This is a genomic window from Pseudomonas sputi, assembly GCF_021603585.1.
Classification (GTDB): Bacteria; Pseudomonadota; Gammaproteobacteria; order Pseudomonadales; family Pseudomonadaceae; genus Aquipseudomonas; species Aquipseudomonas sputi.
The window spans coordinates 1-13,449 of the sequence record NZ_BQHI01000012.1; the positions used below are offsets into that span (position 1 = coordinate 1).

Annotated in this window: 12 protein-coding genes and 1 pseudogene; 8 read left to right on the forward strand and 5 right to left on the reverse strand. The window is 60.0% G+C overall.

Annotated features, from left to right (window positions below; genetic code table 11):
- Positions 1–745 precede the first annotated feature (745 nt).
- From L6D81_RS17345 to L6D81_RS17350, 3 genes and pseudogenes are all read left to right on the forward strand, one after another.
- A complete protein-coding gene (locus tag L6D81_RS17345; protein ID WP_115079144.1) occupies positions 746–973 on the forward strand; it encodes a hypothetical protein in 228 nt (75 codons plus the stop codon).
- A 147-nt stretch (positions 974–1,120) separates the two neighbouring features.
- Positions 1,121–1,402, forward strand: a pseudogene (locus tag L6D81_RS29690) (PAS domain-containing protein); the annotation flags it as partial.
- A 243-nt stretch (positions 1,403–1,645) separates the two neighbouring features.
- A complete protein-coding gene (locus tag L6D81_RS17350) occupies positions 1,646–2,710 on the forward strand; it encodes a methyl-accepting chemotaxis protein (RefSeq protein ID WP_373874312.1) in 1,065 nt (354 codons plus the stop codon).
- Here the strand turns inward: L6D81_RS17350 and L6D81_RS17355 are convergent.
- The 5 genes from L6D81_RS17355 to norR form a co-directional block, all read right to left on the reverse strand.
- Positions 2,707–3,456 carry a YkgJ family cysteine cluster protein gene (locus L6D81_RS17355; RefSeq protein ID WP_236181206.1) on the reverse strand — a complete coding sequence of 250 codons (750 nt, stop codon included), beginning with the start codon at positions 3,454–3,456 and terminating at the stop codon, positions 2,707–2,709. The genes L6D81_RS17350 and L6D81_RS17355 overlap by 4 nt on opposite strands.
- An 87-nt stretch (positions 3,457–3,543) precedes the next feature.
- Entirely contained in the window at positions 3,544–3,861 is a 318-nt protein-coding gene (locus L6D81_RS17360) for a hypothetical protein (protein ID WP_236181207.1), read from the reverse strand.
- Positions 3,862–3,923: 62 nt separating this feature from the next.
- Complete coding sequence (locus L6D81_RS17365; protein WP_236181309.1) at positions 3,924–4,382, reverse strand: GNAT family N-acetyltransferase; 459 nt, start codon at positions 4,380–4,382, stop codon at positions 3,924–3,926.
- Between the two features lie 27 nt (positions 4,383–4,409).
- On the reverse strand, positions 4,410–5,312 hold the full coding sequence (locus tag L6D81_RS17370) for a chemotaxis protein CheV (RefSeq protein ID WP_236181208.1): 903 nt from the start codon (positions 5,310–5,312) through the stop codon (positions 4,410–4,412).
- 124 nt (positions 5,313–5,436) lie between these two features.
- The gene (gene norR / locus L6D81_RS17375) at positions 5,437–6,990 is read right to left on the reverse strand and encodes a nitric oxide reductase transcriptional regulator NorR (RefSeq protein WP_236181209.1); all 1,554 of its coding nucleotides are present in this window, start codon (positions 6,988–6,990) and stop codon (positions 5,437–5,439) included.
- A gap of 163 nt (positions 6,991–7,153) precedes the next feature.
- On the opposite strand from norR, the gene hmpA reads away from it, so the two are divergent.
- The 5 genes from hmpA (at position 7,154) to cyoB (ending at position 13,448) form a co-directional block, all read left to right on the forward strand.
- Positions 7,154–8,335: an NO-inducible flavohemoprotein gene (gene hmpA / locus L6D81_RS17380; RefSeq protein ID WP_236181210.1), complete on the forward strand. Its 1,182-nt coding sequence runs from the start codon at positions 7,154–7,156 to the stop codon at positions 8,333–8,335.
- Between the two features lie 217 nt (positions 8,336–8,552).
- Positions 8,553–9,113 (forward strand): ester cyclase, encoded by a 561-nt coding sequence (locus tag L6D81_RS17385; RefSeq protein WP_236181211.1) that lies wholly within the window; start codon positions 8,553–8,555, stop codon positions 9,111–9,113.
- A 25-nt stretch (positions 9,114–9,138) separates the two neighbouring features.
- On the forward strand, positions 9,139–9,648 hold the full coding sequence (locus L6D81_RS17390) for a disulfide bond formation protein B (protein WP_236181212.1): 510 nt from the start codon (positions 9,139–9,141) through the stop codon (positions 9,646–9,648).
- A gap of 824 nt (positions 9,649–10,472) precedes the next feature.
- Positions 10,473–11,414 carry a ubiquinol oxidase subunit II gene (gene cyoA / locus L6D81_RS17395; protein ID WP_011335843.1) on the forward strand — a complete coding sequence of 314 codons (942 nt, stop codon included), beginning with the start codon at positions 10,473–10,475 and terminating at the stop codon, positions 11,412–11,414.
- Positions 11,415–11,417: 3 nt separating this feature from the next.
- Positions 11,418–13,448, forward strand: a complete 2,031-nt coding sequence (gene cyoB / locus L6D81_RS17400) for a cytochrome o ubiquinol oxidase subunit I (RefSeq protein WP_064383941.1) — start codon at positions 11,418–11,420, stop codon at positions 13,446–13,448.
- Position 13,449: the final 1 nt, after the last annotated feature.

Below are 13,449 nucleotides of genomic sequence, written 5' to 3' on the forward strand. Positions count from 1 at the left end.
AGCGGTCATCGGTCCATCTGTGAATTGCTCAAGCAGCTCTTTCGGGATTTTTGGCAGCTCTCGCAACGCGGGTTTCTTTTTGGTTGGCATACATGCACCTCTTACTCATGTTATGCCCGAACACAAAGTTTCTGACACCCCCGTTGCGGCTGGCGGTTTCGCCCTTACGGCGGGTCACTTTGGCAAACGCCCCAAAGTAACCAAAGGGCTTGGCCCCTGCGTTCGGCGCCTCGCTGTGGCTCGGCGTTCCTTCGCTCCGGGATTCATCCGGGGGCATCGCCTACGGTTTGCTTCGCTGCACCTCCTCTCGATGTGTTTGGCTTCGCCAAACGGTCGCTGCGCTCCCACCCCCGGATAAATCCCTCCACTCAGCCTTCCGATGGGGCCGGCACGTCAAGAGCGGTACTCGAGCTAACGCTCATCGTTTTGAGTGGTGAAGAGCGGAGAGCTGAAGACAGAAGCAGAAAACGGACTGCTTTTGTTTTGATCGTTCCCACGCTCCGCGTGGGAATGCAGCCAGGGACGCTCCGCGTTCCATTTTCGGATGTTTGGAAATGTGTTGGGTGTACCGTTTGTTGTTGCAGTGCTTTTGGGTTGGTTGGGGTAACTGATCCGTTAGTCGACCCGTTCGTAAAAGCCACCGGTCGTACTCTTTTGGGGACTCTTTAAACTCCGCTCACGCAGGTATACTGCGCGCTTTCGCGGCTCGTCCACCGGGCCGGACTTTTTGCTTCGCGGAGCTTTCATGACTTCCCCAATCGACAACGCTGTGAGCGATGTCCCGGCAGAGCTGGCCGAGGCCGGCGAAACCAAGCCGACCATTCCTGCGTTCAAGTTTCCGTTCAAGCCAGGTGAGCTGGCGGCTGCCAAAGCGGCGAAGCAGCCGCAGTTCAAGGGCAAGGACGGTGATCGTCACGCCAAGATTCCGGGTGTGGCGCCGTCGGGCACGCGCCGTTCGATGGGCAAGCGCTGATTCATTCCCGCCTCGGCCGTCGCTGTGATTTTCGGTCACAGTGATGGCTAATTGCTCAGTTCCTGAGCCAGATCAACGTTTAACCAGTAAGTGCGCTTAGAGTCAGCAGCCCTGCCGACTCTTTCCAATAAAACGAGCGCGCTTTCCATGAAGATCAATCTCCCGGTGACCGGGCGCAATGTCGATGTTGCGCCGGATGCGAACATTCTCTCGACCACCGATCTGACCAGCGCCATCACCTACGCCAACGACGACTTCATCAAGATCAGCGGTTACAGCCGCGACGAACTGCTGGGCGCGCCGCACAATTTGCTGCGTCATCCGGACATGCCCGCGCAGGCCTTTGCCCATATGTGGCAGACGCTCAAGGGCGGTCGGTCGTGGATGGGGCTGGTGAAGAATCGTTGCAAGAACGGTGATCATTACTGGGTCAGTGCCTATGTCACGCCGGTCACGCAGAACGGTGCGGCGGTGGAGTATCAGTCGGTGCGCACGCGGCCGGATGCGCGACAGATTGCGGCGGCGGAGCGGGCGTATGCGCAGTTGCGCGAGGGGCGGGTGTCGCGATGGCAGCGGCTGCCGGTGCTGAGTTTACGGGCGAAGATCATGGCATTGACCAGTTCGGTGCTGGCGCTGGTGCTGGGGATTGAAGCCTGGCTGCGGCCGGAGTCCATGGGCATCGAAGCCGCTGCGCTGGTAGCCGGTATCGGGGTCTGTGCCTTGGGCGTGGATTGGTTATTGCGGCCGCTGAAACGTCTGACCGAACGGGCGCGGGTGATCGCCGACAACCCGTTGAGTCAGGGTATTTATACCGGGCGACGGGATCAGTTCGGGCAGATCGAGTTTGCCTTGCAGATGCTCGAAGCTCAGGTCGGTGCGGTGGTGGGGCGGATCGGTGATGCCTCGCAACGGCTGGCCGGGCATGCGGCGCAATTGGTGGATCACCTGCACAGCAGTCACACCAGCACGCTCGCTCAGCAGGCGGAAACCGATCAGGTGGCGGCGGCGATTCATCAGATGGCGGCCAGTGTGGCCGAGGTCGCCAGCCATGCGCAGCAGGCGTCGGTGGCGGCGGATATGGCGGGGACGGAAACCCGTGAAGGTCATCTGCTGGTGGGTGAGAGTCGCAGTGCGGTGTTGCGACTGGCAGAGGAGTTGGGCCGGGCCACCGAGGTGATTCATCAGCTCGAAGGCCACAGCAGCGAGATTTCCGGGGTGCTGGAGGTGATTCGCAGTATCGCCGAGCAGACCAATCTGTTGGCGCTCAACGCCGCGATCGAAGCGGCCCGGGCCGGGGACGCCGGGCGCGGGTTTGCAGTGGTGGCCGATGAGGTGCGGGGTCTGGCCCAACGCACTCAGCAGTCGACCAACGAGATTCAACGGATGATCAGCACCCTGCAGAACGGTGCGCGGGATGCGGTGCTGGTGATGCAGCAGAGCAGCGAGCATGTGGATAACAGCGTCGAACAGGCCCAGCGTGCGGCCCGGGCCCTGGACGGGATCAGCGGGCGGGTCGAGCAGATCACCGAGATGAGCCTGCAGATTGCGGCAGCGGTCGAAGAGCAAAGCGCGGTGAGCGAGGACATCAACCGCAACATCGTCAGTATCCGCACGGCGTGTGAGCTCACGGTGGATGAAGGGCGCCAGAGCCAGCTCAACTCACAGGATGTGGCGGGGCTGGCGGGGGATTTGCGTTCGCTGGCGCGGGAGTTCTGGGGGCGGCGGCAGGGCGTCTAGGCTGCCCGCAGTGAAATGAACGCGTAGGTCTGCGGCGGCTCGGACACCACCTGTGCCCCGGCTGCCCGCACTTGCCCGGCAATGTCTTCGCCGGAGACATGGAACAGCCATTCACTGGAAACTTCGCTCAAGGGTTGCGCCGTGACCTGATCGATCACCGAGGCGAACGCGCTCATGTCCGGCAGGTACGCGGTAAAACCGTCGCCCTTGAGCGCGGTGGTGCGGATGCCGAGCAAGCCGCAAATCGCGTCCTTGGTCTGGATGTCATCCCGATCGGCCTGACGGGAGCGCTGAATCAGCGTCACCAGTTCCTGATCCACCAGCTCACCGCCGACGATCAACTGCGGCCCTTGCTCCCAGGACTCTGGCGGACAGTCCTTGGCGGCGGGGTTCAGCGCAATGTGCGGATTGATTTCGGCGGGATAGATGCGACATACCAGCGGCCGGCGCTCGTAGATGCGGCACAGCTTGTCGTCGTCAAGATTCCGGCAGGGACCGACGTTGTAGGCGGCGAACGTGATCGCGACATGAGCCTCGGACATTCCGCTGCGCACCGCCGCCGAACGGCGTTGTGCATGCTCGCGCTGCTGTTCTGGCAGGCCCAGGCCGTTGGCGAGAAACGCCTCCACCAGCACGATCACCTGACCGCCGTCAGCCGCCCACATGCGGGCTTCGGCCAGGGTCAGGGGCACATGGTGATCGGTGCAGCATTTGCCGCAGCCTACGCAGGAAAAGGTCGTATTCATTGAGCGGGCAATCTTCAATCAGGGTGTGAATCGGCGACATAAAGCCGCCGTACAGGCCCGGAGTGAAGCAAGTTGTGCGCCATTCGCTCAGGGGTTGGCAGTGGGGCGGATCGAGTCCCATTCGGTGACGAACGCGGTTTTCGACTTTTTGTTGAACAGGCACAGCTCGGTGCCTTGCTGGCCCTTCATGTGTTTTTGTGGGTACTGGCCTTGCAGCAACAGCGCGGTGTAGCCGACGCGGTCATCGAATTGCGCGGCGTTGCCGACCGGTTTGACATTTTTCAGGCCGCTGGCCTTGGTGCAACTGGCGAGCACGGTTTTGTCGTAGGCCGCCCAGGCGTCGGGGCTGGAGGCATGAGCCAACGGGGCGATGAGGCAAAATACGGAGAGGGCGAGGCGTTTCATGGTTCGGGCATCCTTGGAGGGTTGATCGCCAAGGTTGGAGTATGCCGCAGGATTTTAGTTTGTCAGTCCGGCACCCATTCCCGGCGAACCACATACATTCCAGACCTTTCGTACAGGTGCTGCGCTCGCCGGTTGTCTTCCAGCACCTTCAGGTCGACAAACCCTTCACGTCGATCCTGAAACGCCTTGAACGCATGAAGCAGCAACGCCCGACCCAATCCACGACCCTGAGCGCGAGGATGCACCACCAGATTCTTGATGTAGGCACTGGTCCAGCATTGCGCCACGCCAATGACGTTTTTGGCATCGCTGGCGATGAAACACAGTGTCGGATCGTATTCCGGGTCGTTTTCAAACTGCTTTTGCCACACGTCCAGCGCCGGCACCCGGCCGCCGCCTTCGCGGTAACCGGTTTGCATCAATTCATGCACGACGGATGCGCGTTCGGCGCTGTAGGTGGTGAGTTCGATGCCGTTCGGCCATTCGATGGCCGGCACGTCCTGGCTCAGGTCGCGCCGCATCAGCAAACAGAACGTCTCGCTCAAGACTCAGTGGCCCTGCGCGGCGACGTGTTTGGCCGCTTCGATCAGGCAGTGGGTCAGCTCCGGCGAGGAGAACTTGGTCAGCACGCCGTTGGCCCCGGCAAGGCGGGCCTTTTCGCTGTTCATCGCGCTGTCCAGCGAGGTGTGCAGCAGCACGTAGAGGTGGGCGAAGTCCGGGGTTTCGCGCAGGGTGCGGGTGAAGGCGTAGCCGTCCATCTCGGACATTTCGATGTCGGAGACGATCAGGTTGATCTGCTGCGCCGTGCCTTGCAGGTCCAGCAGGCAGTCGATGGCTTCCTTGGCACTGCGCGCGGTGTGGCATTGCAGGCCGAGGTTGCGCAGGGTGTGCACCGATTGTTGCAATGCCACCTGGCTGTCATCGACCACCAGAATGCGCGCATTGCCGAGCACTTCGGCGTCTTCCATGGTCAGGTCGGTCGGGGCCATTTCGATTTGCGCCGGGGCGATGCTGTGGATGACTTTTTCGATGTCCAGCACCTGCACCAGCGTGCCGTCCACCGAGGTCACGCCGGTGATGTAGGCGCGCGAACCGCCGGAACCGAATGGCGGCGGTTTGATGTCGGTGGTCAGGCAATGCACGATCTTGCTCACCGCCTGCACATGCAGGCCCTGTTTCGAACGGCTGACGTCGGTGACGATCAGGCAGCCGCCGTTCGGGTCTTCCAGCGGCCGCTCGCCGATGGCGCGGCTCAGGTCGATCACCGACAGCGAAGCACCGCGCAGAGTGGCAATGCCTTTGACGTGCGGGTGCGACTCCGGCAGCTTGGTCAGTGGCGGGCAGGGGATGATTTCACTGACCTTCAGCAGGTTGATCGCCATCAGCTTGCCGCTGCGCAAGGTAAACAGCAGAAGCGAAAGTGAATCTGCGCGGGCTTTGTTGGAAGACATAAAAACCTTCTGTGGAAAAAGGTGAGCGGCGATCGCACGGATCGCCAGCAGGTATCGATGCCGGGTTATCGACTTGTAACCGGCAGGCTTTAGGGATTCCGGCGCCAATCCGACGGCGGGACTTTTATTTCATCCCCAACCGCTTCGCCATCCGCCCCAGATTCGCCCGGTCCAGCCCCAATTCGCGGGCGGCGCTGGCCCAGTTGTCCTGATTGCGCTCAAGTGCTGCGCTGATCAATTGCCGCTGATACTGCTCGGTGGCGGTGCGCAGGTCGCCGCTGACCAATGGCTGAGTGGCGGCTGCTTCGGACGGCGTCGGTGAGTTATCCACAACCTCGCGCGGCAGGTGGAGATCCATCGCGCTCAGGCTGAGTATCTTCGGCCGCACCTTGCAGTTGCCCAACGCCTTCAGTGCGCTGCGTCCGATCAAGTGTTCCAGCTCCCGCACGTTGCCCGGCCAGGTGTAAGCGAGCAGCGCTTGCTGGGCGTCGTTGTTCAGGCGCAGGCTGTTGAGGCCCATGCGCGAGCGGTTCTGTTCCAGAAAATAGCCGCTGAGCAACAACACATCGCGACCCCGGTCACGCAGCGCCGGCACCCGCAACGGGTAGACGCTGAGGCGATGGTAGAAGTCGGCGCGGTAGCGGCCGCTGCGCACCTCTTCGGCCAGGTCGCGGTTGGTCGCGGCGATCAGGCGCACGTCGACCTGATGCTCCTTGTCCGAACCCAGGCGCTGCAACTGGCCGCTCTGCAACACCCGCAACAGCTTGGCCTGGACGGTCAGCGACAACTCGCCGACTTCATCGAGAAACAGCGTGCCGCCATTGGCCAGTTCGAACTTGCCGCGTCGATCACTGGTAGCGCCGGTGAAGGCGCCGCGCACGTGGCCGAACAGTTCGCTTTCCACCAAGGTATCCGGCAGGGCTGCGCAGTTGAGGCTGATGATCGGTTTGTCGGCGCGCTTGGAGGCGGCGTGGATTGCCTGGGCCACCAGCTCCTTGCCGACCCCGGTTTCGCCGGTGATCAGCACGGTCAGGTCGCTGCCGCCGACCAGATTGATTTCTTCTACCAGCCGTTTATGGGCCTTGCTCTGGCCGATCATTTCGCGGTTCTGCTGGCCGCTGGCCTGGCGATAGACCTCGGCGCGCTGATGTTCGTCTTCGGCGCGAATCGCCAGACGTTCGATGCGCTCGGCCGCATTGACCGTGGCCGAGGCGAGGCTGGCGAAGGCTTGCAGGGCGTCGAGTTCGATCGGTTCGAAGCGCTCGGGATCGAGGGCGTCGAGCGTAATCAGACCCCAAAGCTTTTCATCGACGAACAATGGGCAGCCGAGGCAATCGTGCACTTCGAGGTGATCGTCGAGGCCGTCGACCAGTCCGTCATAAGGGTCGGGCAAATCGCTGTCGGCGGCGAAACGGGTCGGCCCTCCGCCGGCCAGCAGCACTTCAAAGCGCGGGTGTTCGCTGACCTTGAAGCGGCGGCCCAGGGTGTCGGTGCTCAAACCGTCCACGGCCAGCGGCACCAGCCATTCACCGTCGAGGCGCAACAGTGCGGCGGCATCGCAGGGCAGCAGGGCGCGCATCGCTTCGAGCAGGCGCCGGTAGCGCTCGCCTTCGGGCAGTTCGCGGGACAGGTCGGAAACCAGTGGGAGCAGGGCGGTGAGCAATGATTTGGCAGACATAGGCTTGTAGTCAAAGAGACATGTTGTAGTCGAAGCGACTATAGAGTGGCTTGTGTCAATCTGACCACATAAATTTCAAGCTATTGATTTATATAGAAAAAATAGTTGGCACGATTACTGGACTGGACAAGGCACTTTTAGAGAAAGCTCAGGAGTCACTCTTATGCTTAGCGTCCAGGATCGTGCCATCATCAAGTCCACCGTGCCTCTGCTGGAAAGCGGTGGTGAAGCGCTGATCACTCATTTCTACCGGATGATGCTCTCCGAGTATCCGGAAGTCCGCCCGCTGTTCAATCAGGCTCACCAGGCCAGCGGTGATCAGCCCCGCGCCTTGGCCAACGGCGTGTTGATGTACGCCCGCCACATCGATCAACTCGACCAGTTGGGCGATCTGGTGGCCAAGATCATCAACAAGCACGTGGCGCTGCAGATCCTGCCGGAACACTACCCGATCGTCGGCACCTGTCTGCTGCGCGCCATCTCCGAAGTGCTCGGCGATGAAATCGCCACCCCGCAAGTGATGAGTGCCTGGGGCGCGGCCTACGGTCAGTTGGCCGATATTCTGATCGGCGCCGAAACCGCCATCTATGACCAGAAAGAACAAGCCGTCGGCGGCTGGCGTGGGGCGCGGGAGTTCATCGTGGCGGCCAAGGTCGAGGAGAGCGCGGAAATCACCTCGTTCTACTTCGAGCCGGCGGACAAGGGCCCGATCCTCGCAGCGGAGCCGGGTCAGTACATCGGTATGAAGCTGATCCTCGACGGCGAAGAAATCCGTCGTAACTACTCGCTGTCGGCCCTGGTCAACAAAGGTCAGTACCGCATCAGCGTCAAACGCGAACCGGGCGGCCGCGCCTCCAATTTCCTGCACGATCAACTGCACGTCGGCGCGAGCATTCAGCTGTTCCCGCCATCGGGTGAATTCACTCTGACTGCCAGCGACAAACCGCTGGTGCTGATCAGCGGCGGCGTCGGCATCACCCCGACTTTGGCGATGCTGGAAGCGGCGCTGGAAACCGAGCGTCCGGTGTACTTTATCCACAGTGCGCGCAACGGCAGCGTGCACGCGTTCCGTGACTGGATTGATGGACTGGCCGCACGTCATCCGCAGCTCAAGCGTTTCTATTGCTACGCCGAAGATGACGGTGTGAGCCCGGCGTCGGACAAGGTCGGGTTGTTGAGCGAGGAGCAACTGGGCGAGTGGCTGCCGGCGGAGCGTGATGTGGACGCTTACTTCCTGGGGCCGAAAGGTTTCATGGGGGCGATCAAGCGTCATCTGAAGGCGCTGGGTGTGCCTGAGAAGCAGAGCCGGTATGAGTTCTTCGGGCCGGCTGCTGCTTTGGAATAATTCGGAACCGGGTCGCCCTCATTCGCGAGCAAGCCCGCTCCCACAGGATTTGAGTTCGACGCGGTCCTTGTGGGAGCTGGCTTGCCAGCGATTGGCCGTTACGCGGTCCCGATTCTTAAAAAGTGTTTAAAGGTTAATCGTTTCTTAACCGGTTTATCGTTTATTCCCCGATGCTGATGATAGGCGCTCGTTCGTTTACATGATCAGGATCGTCCCCATGTCGCACTTCGCCTCTTCCCGTCGTTTCAGCCTGGCCACGTTGGGCCTGTCGCTTGCCTTGCTGTCCAGTCCGTTCGCTTTCGCCGAATCCGCGTTGATCCAGCCGCAGACCCTGATCGTCGATCAGAGCCTGCCCAAGGCCCAACGTGAAGCGATGGAGCTGGCGGCGCGGCGTTACGGCAGTTTCTGGAATTCTGGTGAAGAGGCGCTGGCCACCGCCGCCCTGTCGCCGCAGTTCGTCGACAAGACTCCGCCGGAAGGCCGGGTGCAGGGGCCGACCGGGCCGTTGCTGGCGTCGAAGTTCTTTCGCACGGCGGTGCCGGACTTGAGTTGCGAGATCGAACAAATGATCGTCGCCGGGGATCGCGTGGTGGTGCATCTGCACTTTCGCGGGCATTTCACCGGCACTTTCAAGGCTCTCAAAGGGCAGGGCCAGCGTGTAGACTTCCGGGCAACCGATATCTATCAGATCGACAACGGTCGCATCGCGGCCAATTGGCATATCGAAGACAACATCAGCCTGATGGCGCAACTGCAAGCGCAGTCGCCGGCCAGCTGAACCATGGACATGAAAGGGAAACGCGATGAGCGAGGAAACGATTCGATTGGGGCGTGAGCGGCGCTATCTGGTGTTGCTGGGCATCATCTGCCTGGCGCTGATCGGTGGCGCGCTGTACATGCAGATCGTGCTGGGCGAGGCGCCGTGCCCGCTGTGCATCCTGCAGCGTTATGCGTTGCTGCTGATCGCGTTGTTCGCGTTCATCGGCGCGGCCATGCGCACCCGGCGCAGCATCACGGTGTTCGAGGTGCTGGTGGTGCTTTGTGCGATCGCCGGGGCCGGTGTCGCCGGGCATCATGTGTACACCCAGTTCTATCCGGCGGTGAGTTGCGGCATCGATGTGTTGCAGCCGATCGTCGATGACCTGCCGCTGGCGAAGATCTTCCCGCTGGGTTTTCAGGTCGATGGTTTCTGCTCGACGCCGTACCCGCCGATCCTCGGCCTGTCGCTGGCGCAATGGGCGCTGGTGGCCTTCGTGCTGGTGGTGATTCTGGTGCCGCTGCTGACCTCGCGTAACCGAAAAGCGTTGCGCTGAATCAACTTTTCGGCGCCTGCGCCGATAAAACAAACGCCTCGATTTGCGGTGATGCAAATCGAGGCGTTTTGCATTTCAGGGTCTGTGTGAAAACACCGTGACGAACAGCAACGAAGGGTGCGACAGGTGTGCGACATGTTGTCACACACGCACTGTCGCAGCGCGTTTCACAGGCCCGGATTGGAGTGCGGTTACAAAAAAGGATTGGTCTGTTTCAGCGTTTTTTGGTTTTTGCACGGGTGTGCCGGATCAGGCAGTTTTAACAGACTCTGGTAGATGGCCAAAAGCCTTGGCATATCGGGCTTTGCGCGGATCGCGCCGTGGGAAAAAGCTCTCGGAGCTGTCTGAACTGAGGCCGATAGACTTACATTTTTTGGTGTTTTTGTTGAGAATCGATTTCGATAACATGGGTCACTTTTGCAAAAACAGTGATGGATTGTTGCTCTGAGCGATAAAAATTATTTCGGGATAAGACATGGTGTATAGGGCGCTACCTATCTACAATCGCCCGCACTGAATTCCCGGCACTGTTCAGCCTTTATTAAGGAGGCGAGCAGGAAGTCGGGTGTCGAGCGGCCGAGAGGCTTGCGAGACACCCAGGTGTCGGTGCCTTCCAACTTTCCGCACCAAATGGAATTGGTCTGTAACAAGGCCTTTGACCACGAATTCGAATAAGAACTGAACGCTGTCCCAGGTTTTGTCGAGCGTCTGACGCGCGACGGGCGGCCCTTATTCAATCCAAAGAAAATGCCAACCCTTGGCAGGGTGAAGTGTTGGCGATCAAAACCCAACTGCATTGCGCAAGCTGCTTTAGAGGTCGTGAGATGAGTAAAAACAGGTACCCCAGATTACTAGGCCTAGTGCCGCTGCTCGGCACGTTGTTGCTGGGAGGCTGCAACATGACCTTGCTCAATCCAACGGGCCAGGTCGGCCTGGAACAGCGCAACCTGATCATCACCGCCACGCTGCTGATGCTGTTGGTCGTTGTGCCGGTCATCGTCATGACCTTCCTGTTCGCCTGGAAGTACCGCGCCTCCAACAAGAACGCCGTCTACACCCCGAAATGGTCGCACTCGACCAAGATCGAAGTGGCAGTCTGGACCATCCCGGTCCTGATCATCATTGCCCTGGGTTACATCACCTACAAGTCGACCCACTCGCTGGATCCGTATCGTCCGATCGAATCCGACGTCAAGCCGGTGACCATCGAAGTGGTCGCGCTGGACTGGAAGTGGCTGTTCATCTACCCGGAACAAGGCATTGCCACGGTCAACAAGATCGTGTTCCCGGCGCACACGCCAGTTAACTTCCGGATCACTTCGGATGCGGTGATGAACTCGTTCTTCATCCCGGGCCTGGGCGGCCAGATCTATGCGATGGCGGGCATGACCACCAAGCTGCACCTGATCGCTGACCGCAACGCTGAAATGGACGGTATCTCCGCCAACTACAGCGGCGCTGGTTTCACCGGTATGAAATTCAAAGCGATCGCAACTTCTCAGGAAGATTTCGACGCCTGGGTAAGTGAAGTCAAAAAGGCACCTAAACAGCTTGAAGCCGCTGAATACGCAGCCCTTGCCAAGCCAAGCCAGAACAATCCAGTCGAGCTCTACTCCTCGGTCACGCCGAACCTGTTCCAGACCATCGTCGACAAGTACGAAGGCATGAAACCGGGCAAGCCGCTGAAGCACGAGAAGAAAGAGAAAGAAGTGGCGGCAACGGATATGGACTCGAATTCGCATTCAGCTGCCGGGGCAGAGGAGTAAACGATGTTTGGTAAATTAAGTTGGGAAGCGATCCCTTTCCACGAGCCGATCGTGATGGTCACCATCTCGATGATCGCGCTTGGTGGTCTGGCGTTGTTCGCTGCAATCACCTACTTCAAGAAGTGGACTTACCTGTGGACCGAGTGGCTGACGTCGGTCGACCACAAGAAAATCGGCGTGATGTACATCATCGTCGCCATGGTCATGCTGCTGCGCGGTTTTGCCGACGCCATCATGATGCGGACCCAGTTGGCCATGGCCACCGAAGGTTCGCCTGGCTACCTGCCACCTGAACACTATGACCAGATCTTCACCGCTCACGGTGTGATCATGATCATCTTCATGGCGATGCCATTCTTCACCGGCCTGATGAACCTTGCAGTGCCGCTGCAGATCGGCGCGCGTGACGTTGCGTTCCCGTTCCTGAACTCCCTGAGCTTCTGGCTGCTGGTATCCGGCGTCGTGCTGATCAACCTGTCCCTGGGCGTCGGCGAATTCGCCAAGACCGGCTGGGTTGCCTATCCACCGCTGTCGGGTCTGCAATACAGCCCTGGCGTGGGGATGGACTACTACATCTGGGCGCTACAGCTATCGGGTCTGGGTACAACGTTAACCGGGGTTAACTTCCTCGCGACCGTGCTGAAAATGCGTACCCCTGGCATGAAACTGATGGACATGCCGATCTTCACCTGGACCTGCACCTGGGCAAACGTTCTGATCGTGGCTTCGTTCCCGATCCTGACCGCTACCCTGGCACTGCTGACCCTTGACCGTTACATGGATTTCCACATTTTCACCAATGAACTTGGTGGCAATCCAATGATGTACGTCAACCTGTTCTGGGCATGGGGCCACCCTGAGGTTTACATCCTGATCCTGCCGGCGTTCGGCATTTTCTCGGAAGTCATCTCGGCCTTCACCGGCAAGAAACTGTTCGGCCACCACTCGATGATCTACGCCTCGGGCGCGATCTCGGTACTGGGCTTCATGGTTTGGCTGCACCACTTCTTCACCATGGGTTCGGGTGCCAGCGTCAACGCCTTCTTCGGTCTGGCGACGATGCTGATTTCCATCCCGACGGGTGTGAAACTGTTTAACTGGCTGTTCACCATCTACCAGGGCCGTCTGCGCTTCACCAGCCAGGTTCTGTGGACCCTGGGCTTCATGGTGACCTTCGCCATCGGCGGCATGACCGGCGTACTGCTGGCCATCCCGGGTGCTGACTTCGTGCTGCACAACAGCCTGTTCGTGATCGCGCACTTCCACAACGTGATCATCGGCGGCGCGGTATTCGGCTACATCGCAGGCTTCGGCTTCTACTTCCCGAAAGCGTTCGGCTTCAAGCTGCACGAAGGCTGGGGTAAAGCAGCGTTCTGGTTCTGGATCTCGGGCTTCTTCGTCGCGTTCATGCCGCTCTACGCTCTGGGCTTCATGGGCATGACCCGTCGTCTGAACGCCACCACCAACCCTGAGTGGGTACCGTACCTGTACGTTGCCATGTTCGGTGCGGTGATGATCGCTGTGGGTATCGCCTGCCAGCTGATCCAGCTGTACGTGTCGGTGCGTGACCGCAAGAAACCGGAAAACATGTGCGAACACGGTGACCCGTGGAATGCCCATACCCTGGAATGGTCGACCTCGTCGCCACCTCCGTTCTACAACTTCGCTGTACTGCCAAAGGCAGACTGCATCGATCCGTTCACCGAGGCCAAGGAAAACGGTACCGCGTACAAGGCTCCGGCCAAGTACGAACCGATCCACATGCCGAACAACACCGCCACTGGCGTGGTGATGGGCGCACTGCTGACTGTGTTCGGTTTCGCGATGATCTGGCACATCTGGTGGTTGGCGATCGCCAGCCTGGCCGGCACTGTCATCTACTTCGTGATCCACGCAGCACGTGACGATCAGGGCTACATGGTGCCGGTCGACGTGATCGAGCGCATCGAAGCCGAGCAGCACAAGCGTCTGGTAGCGGCCGGGAAGATCCCTGCTTCCGCAACCCGTGTTGAAACCAAGTTGGAACAGGCTTAAA

Bases quoted from the DNA above. Each gene is read 5' to 3' on its own strand.
- L6D81_RS17355 (WP_236181206.1), bottom strand. From the start codon at position 3,456: ATGAATACGACCTTTTCCTGCGTAGGCTGCGGCAAATGCTGCACCGAT.
- L6D81_RS17345 (WP_115079144.1), top strand. From the start codon at position 746: ATGACTTCCCCAATCGACAACGCTGTGAGCGATGTCCCGGCAGAGCTG.
- L6D81_RS17390 (WP_236181212.1), top strand. From the start codon at position 9,139: ATGAGCGAGGAAACGATTCGATTGGGGCGTGAGCGGCGCTATCTGGTG.
- L6D81_RS17350 (WP_373874312.1), top strand. From the start codon at position 1,646: ATGGGCATCGAAGCCGCTGCGCTGGTAGCCGGTATCGGGGTCTGTGCC.
- norR (WP_236181209.1), bottom strand. From the start codon at position 6,990: ATGTCTGCCAAATCATTGCTCACCGCCCTGCTCCCACTGGTTTCCGAC.
- hmpA (WP_236181210.1), top strand. From the start codon at position 7,154: ATGCTTAGCGTCCAGGATCGTGCCATCATCAAGTCCACCGTGCCTCTG.
- L6D81_RS17360 (WP_236181207.1), bottom strand. From the start codon at position 3,861: ATGAAACGCCTCGCCCTCTCCGTATTTTGCCTCATCGCCCCGTTGGCT.
- L6D81_RS17370 (WP_236181208.1), bottom strand. From the start codon at position 5,312: ATGTCTTCCAACAAAGCCCGCGCAGATTCACTTTCGCTTCTGCTGTTT.
- cyoB (WP_064383941.1), top strand. From the start codon at position 11,418: ATGTTTGGTAAATTAAGTTGGGAAGCGATCCCTTTCCACGAGCCGATC.
- L6D81_RS17365 (WP_236181309.1), bottom strand. From the start codon at position 4,382: ATGCGGCGCGACCTGAGCCAGGACGTGCCGGCCATCGAATGGCCGAAC.
- L6D81_RS17385 (WP_236181211.1), top strand. From the start codon at position 8,553: ATGTCGCACTTCGCCTCTTCCCGTCGTTTCAGCCTGGCCACGTTGGGC.
- cyoA (WP_011335843.1), top strand. From the start codon at position 10,473: ATGAGTAAAAACAGGTACCCCAGATTACTAGGCCTAGTGCCGCTGCTC.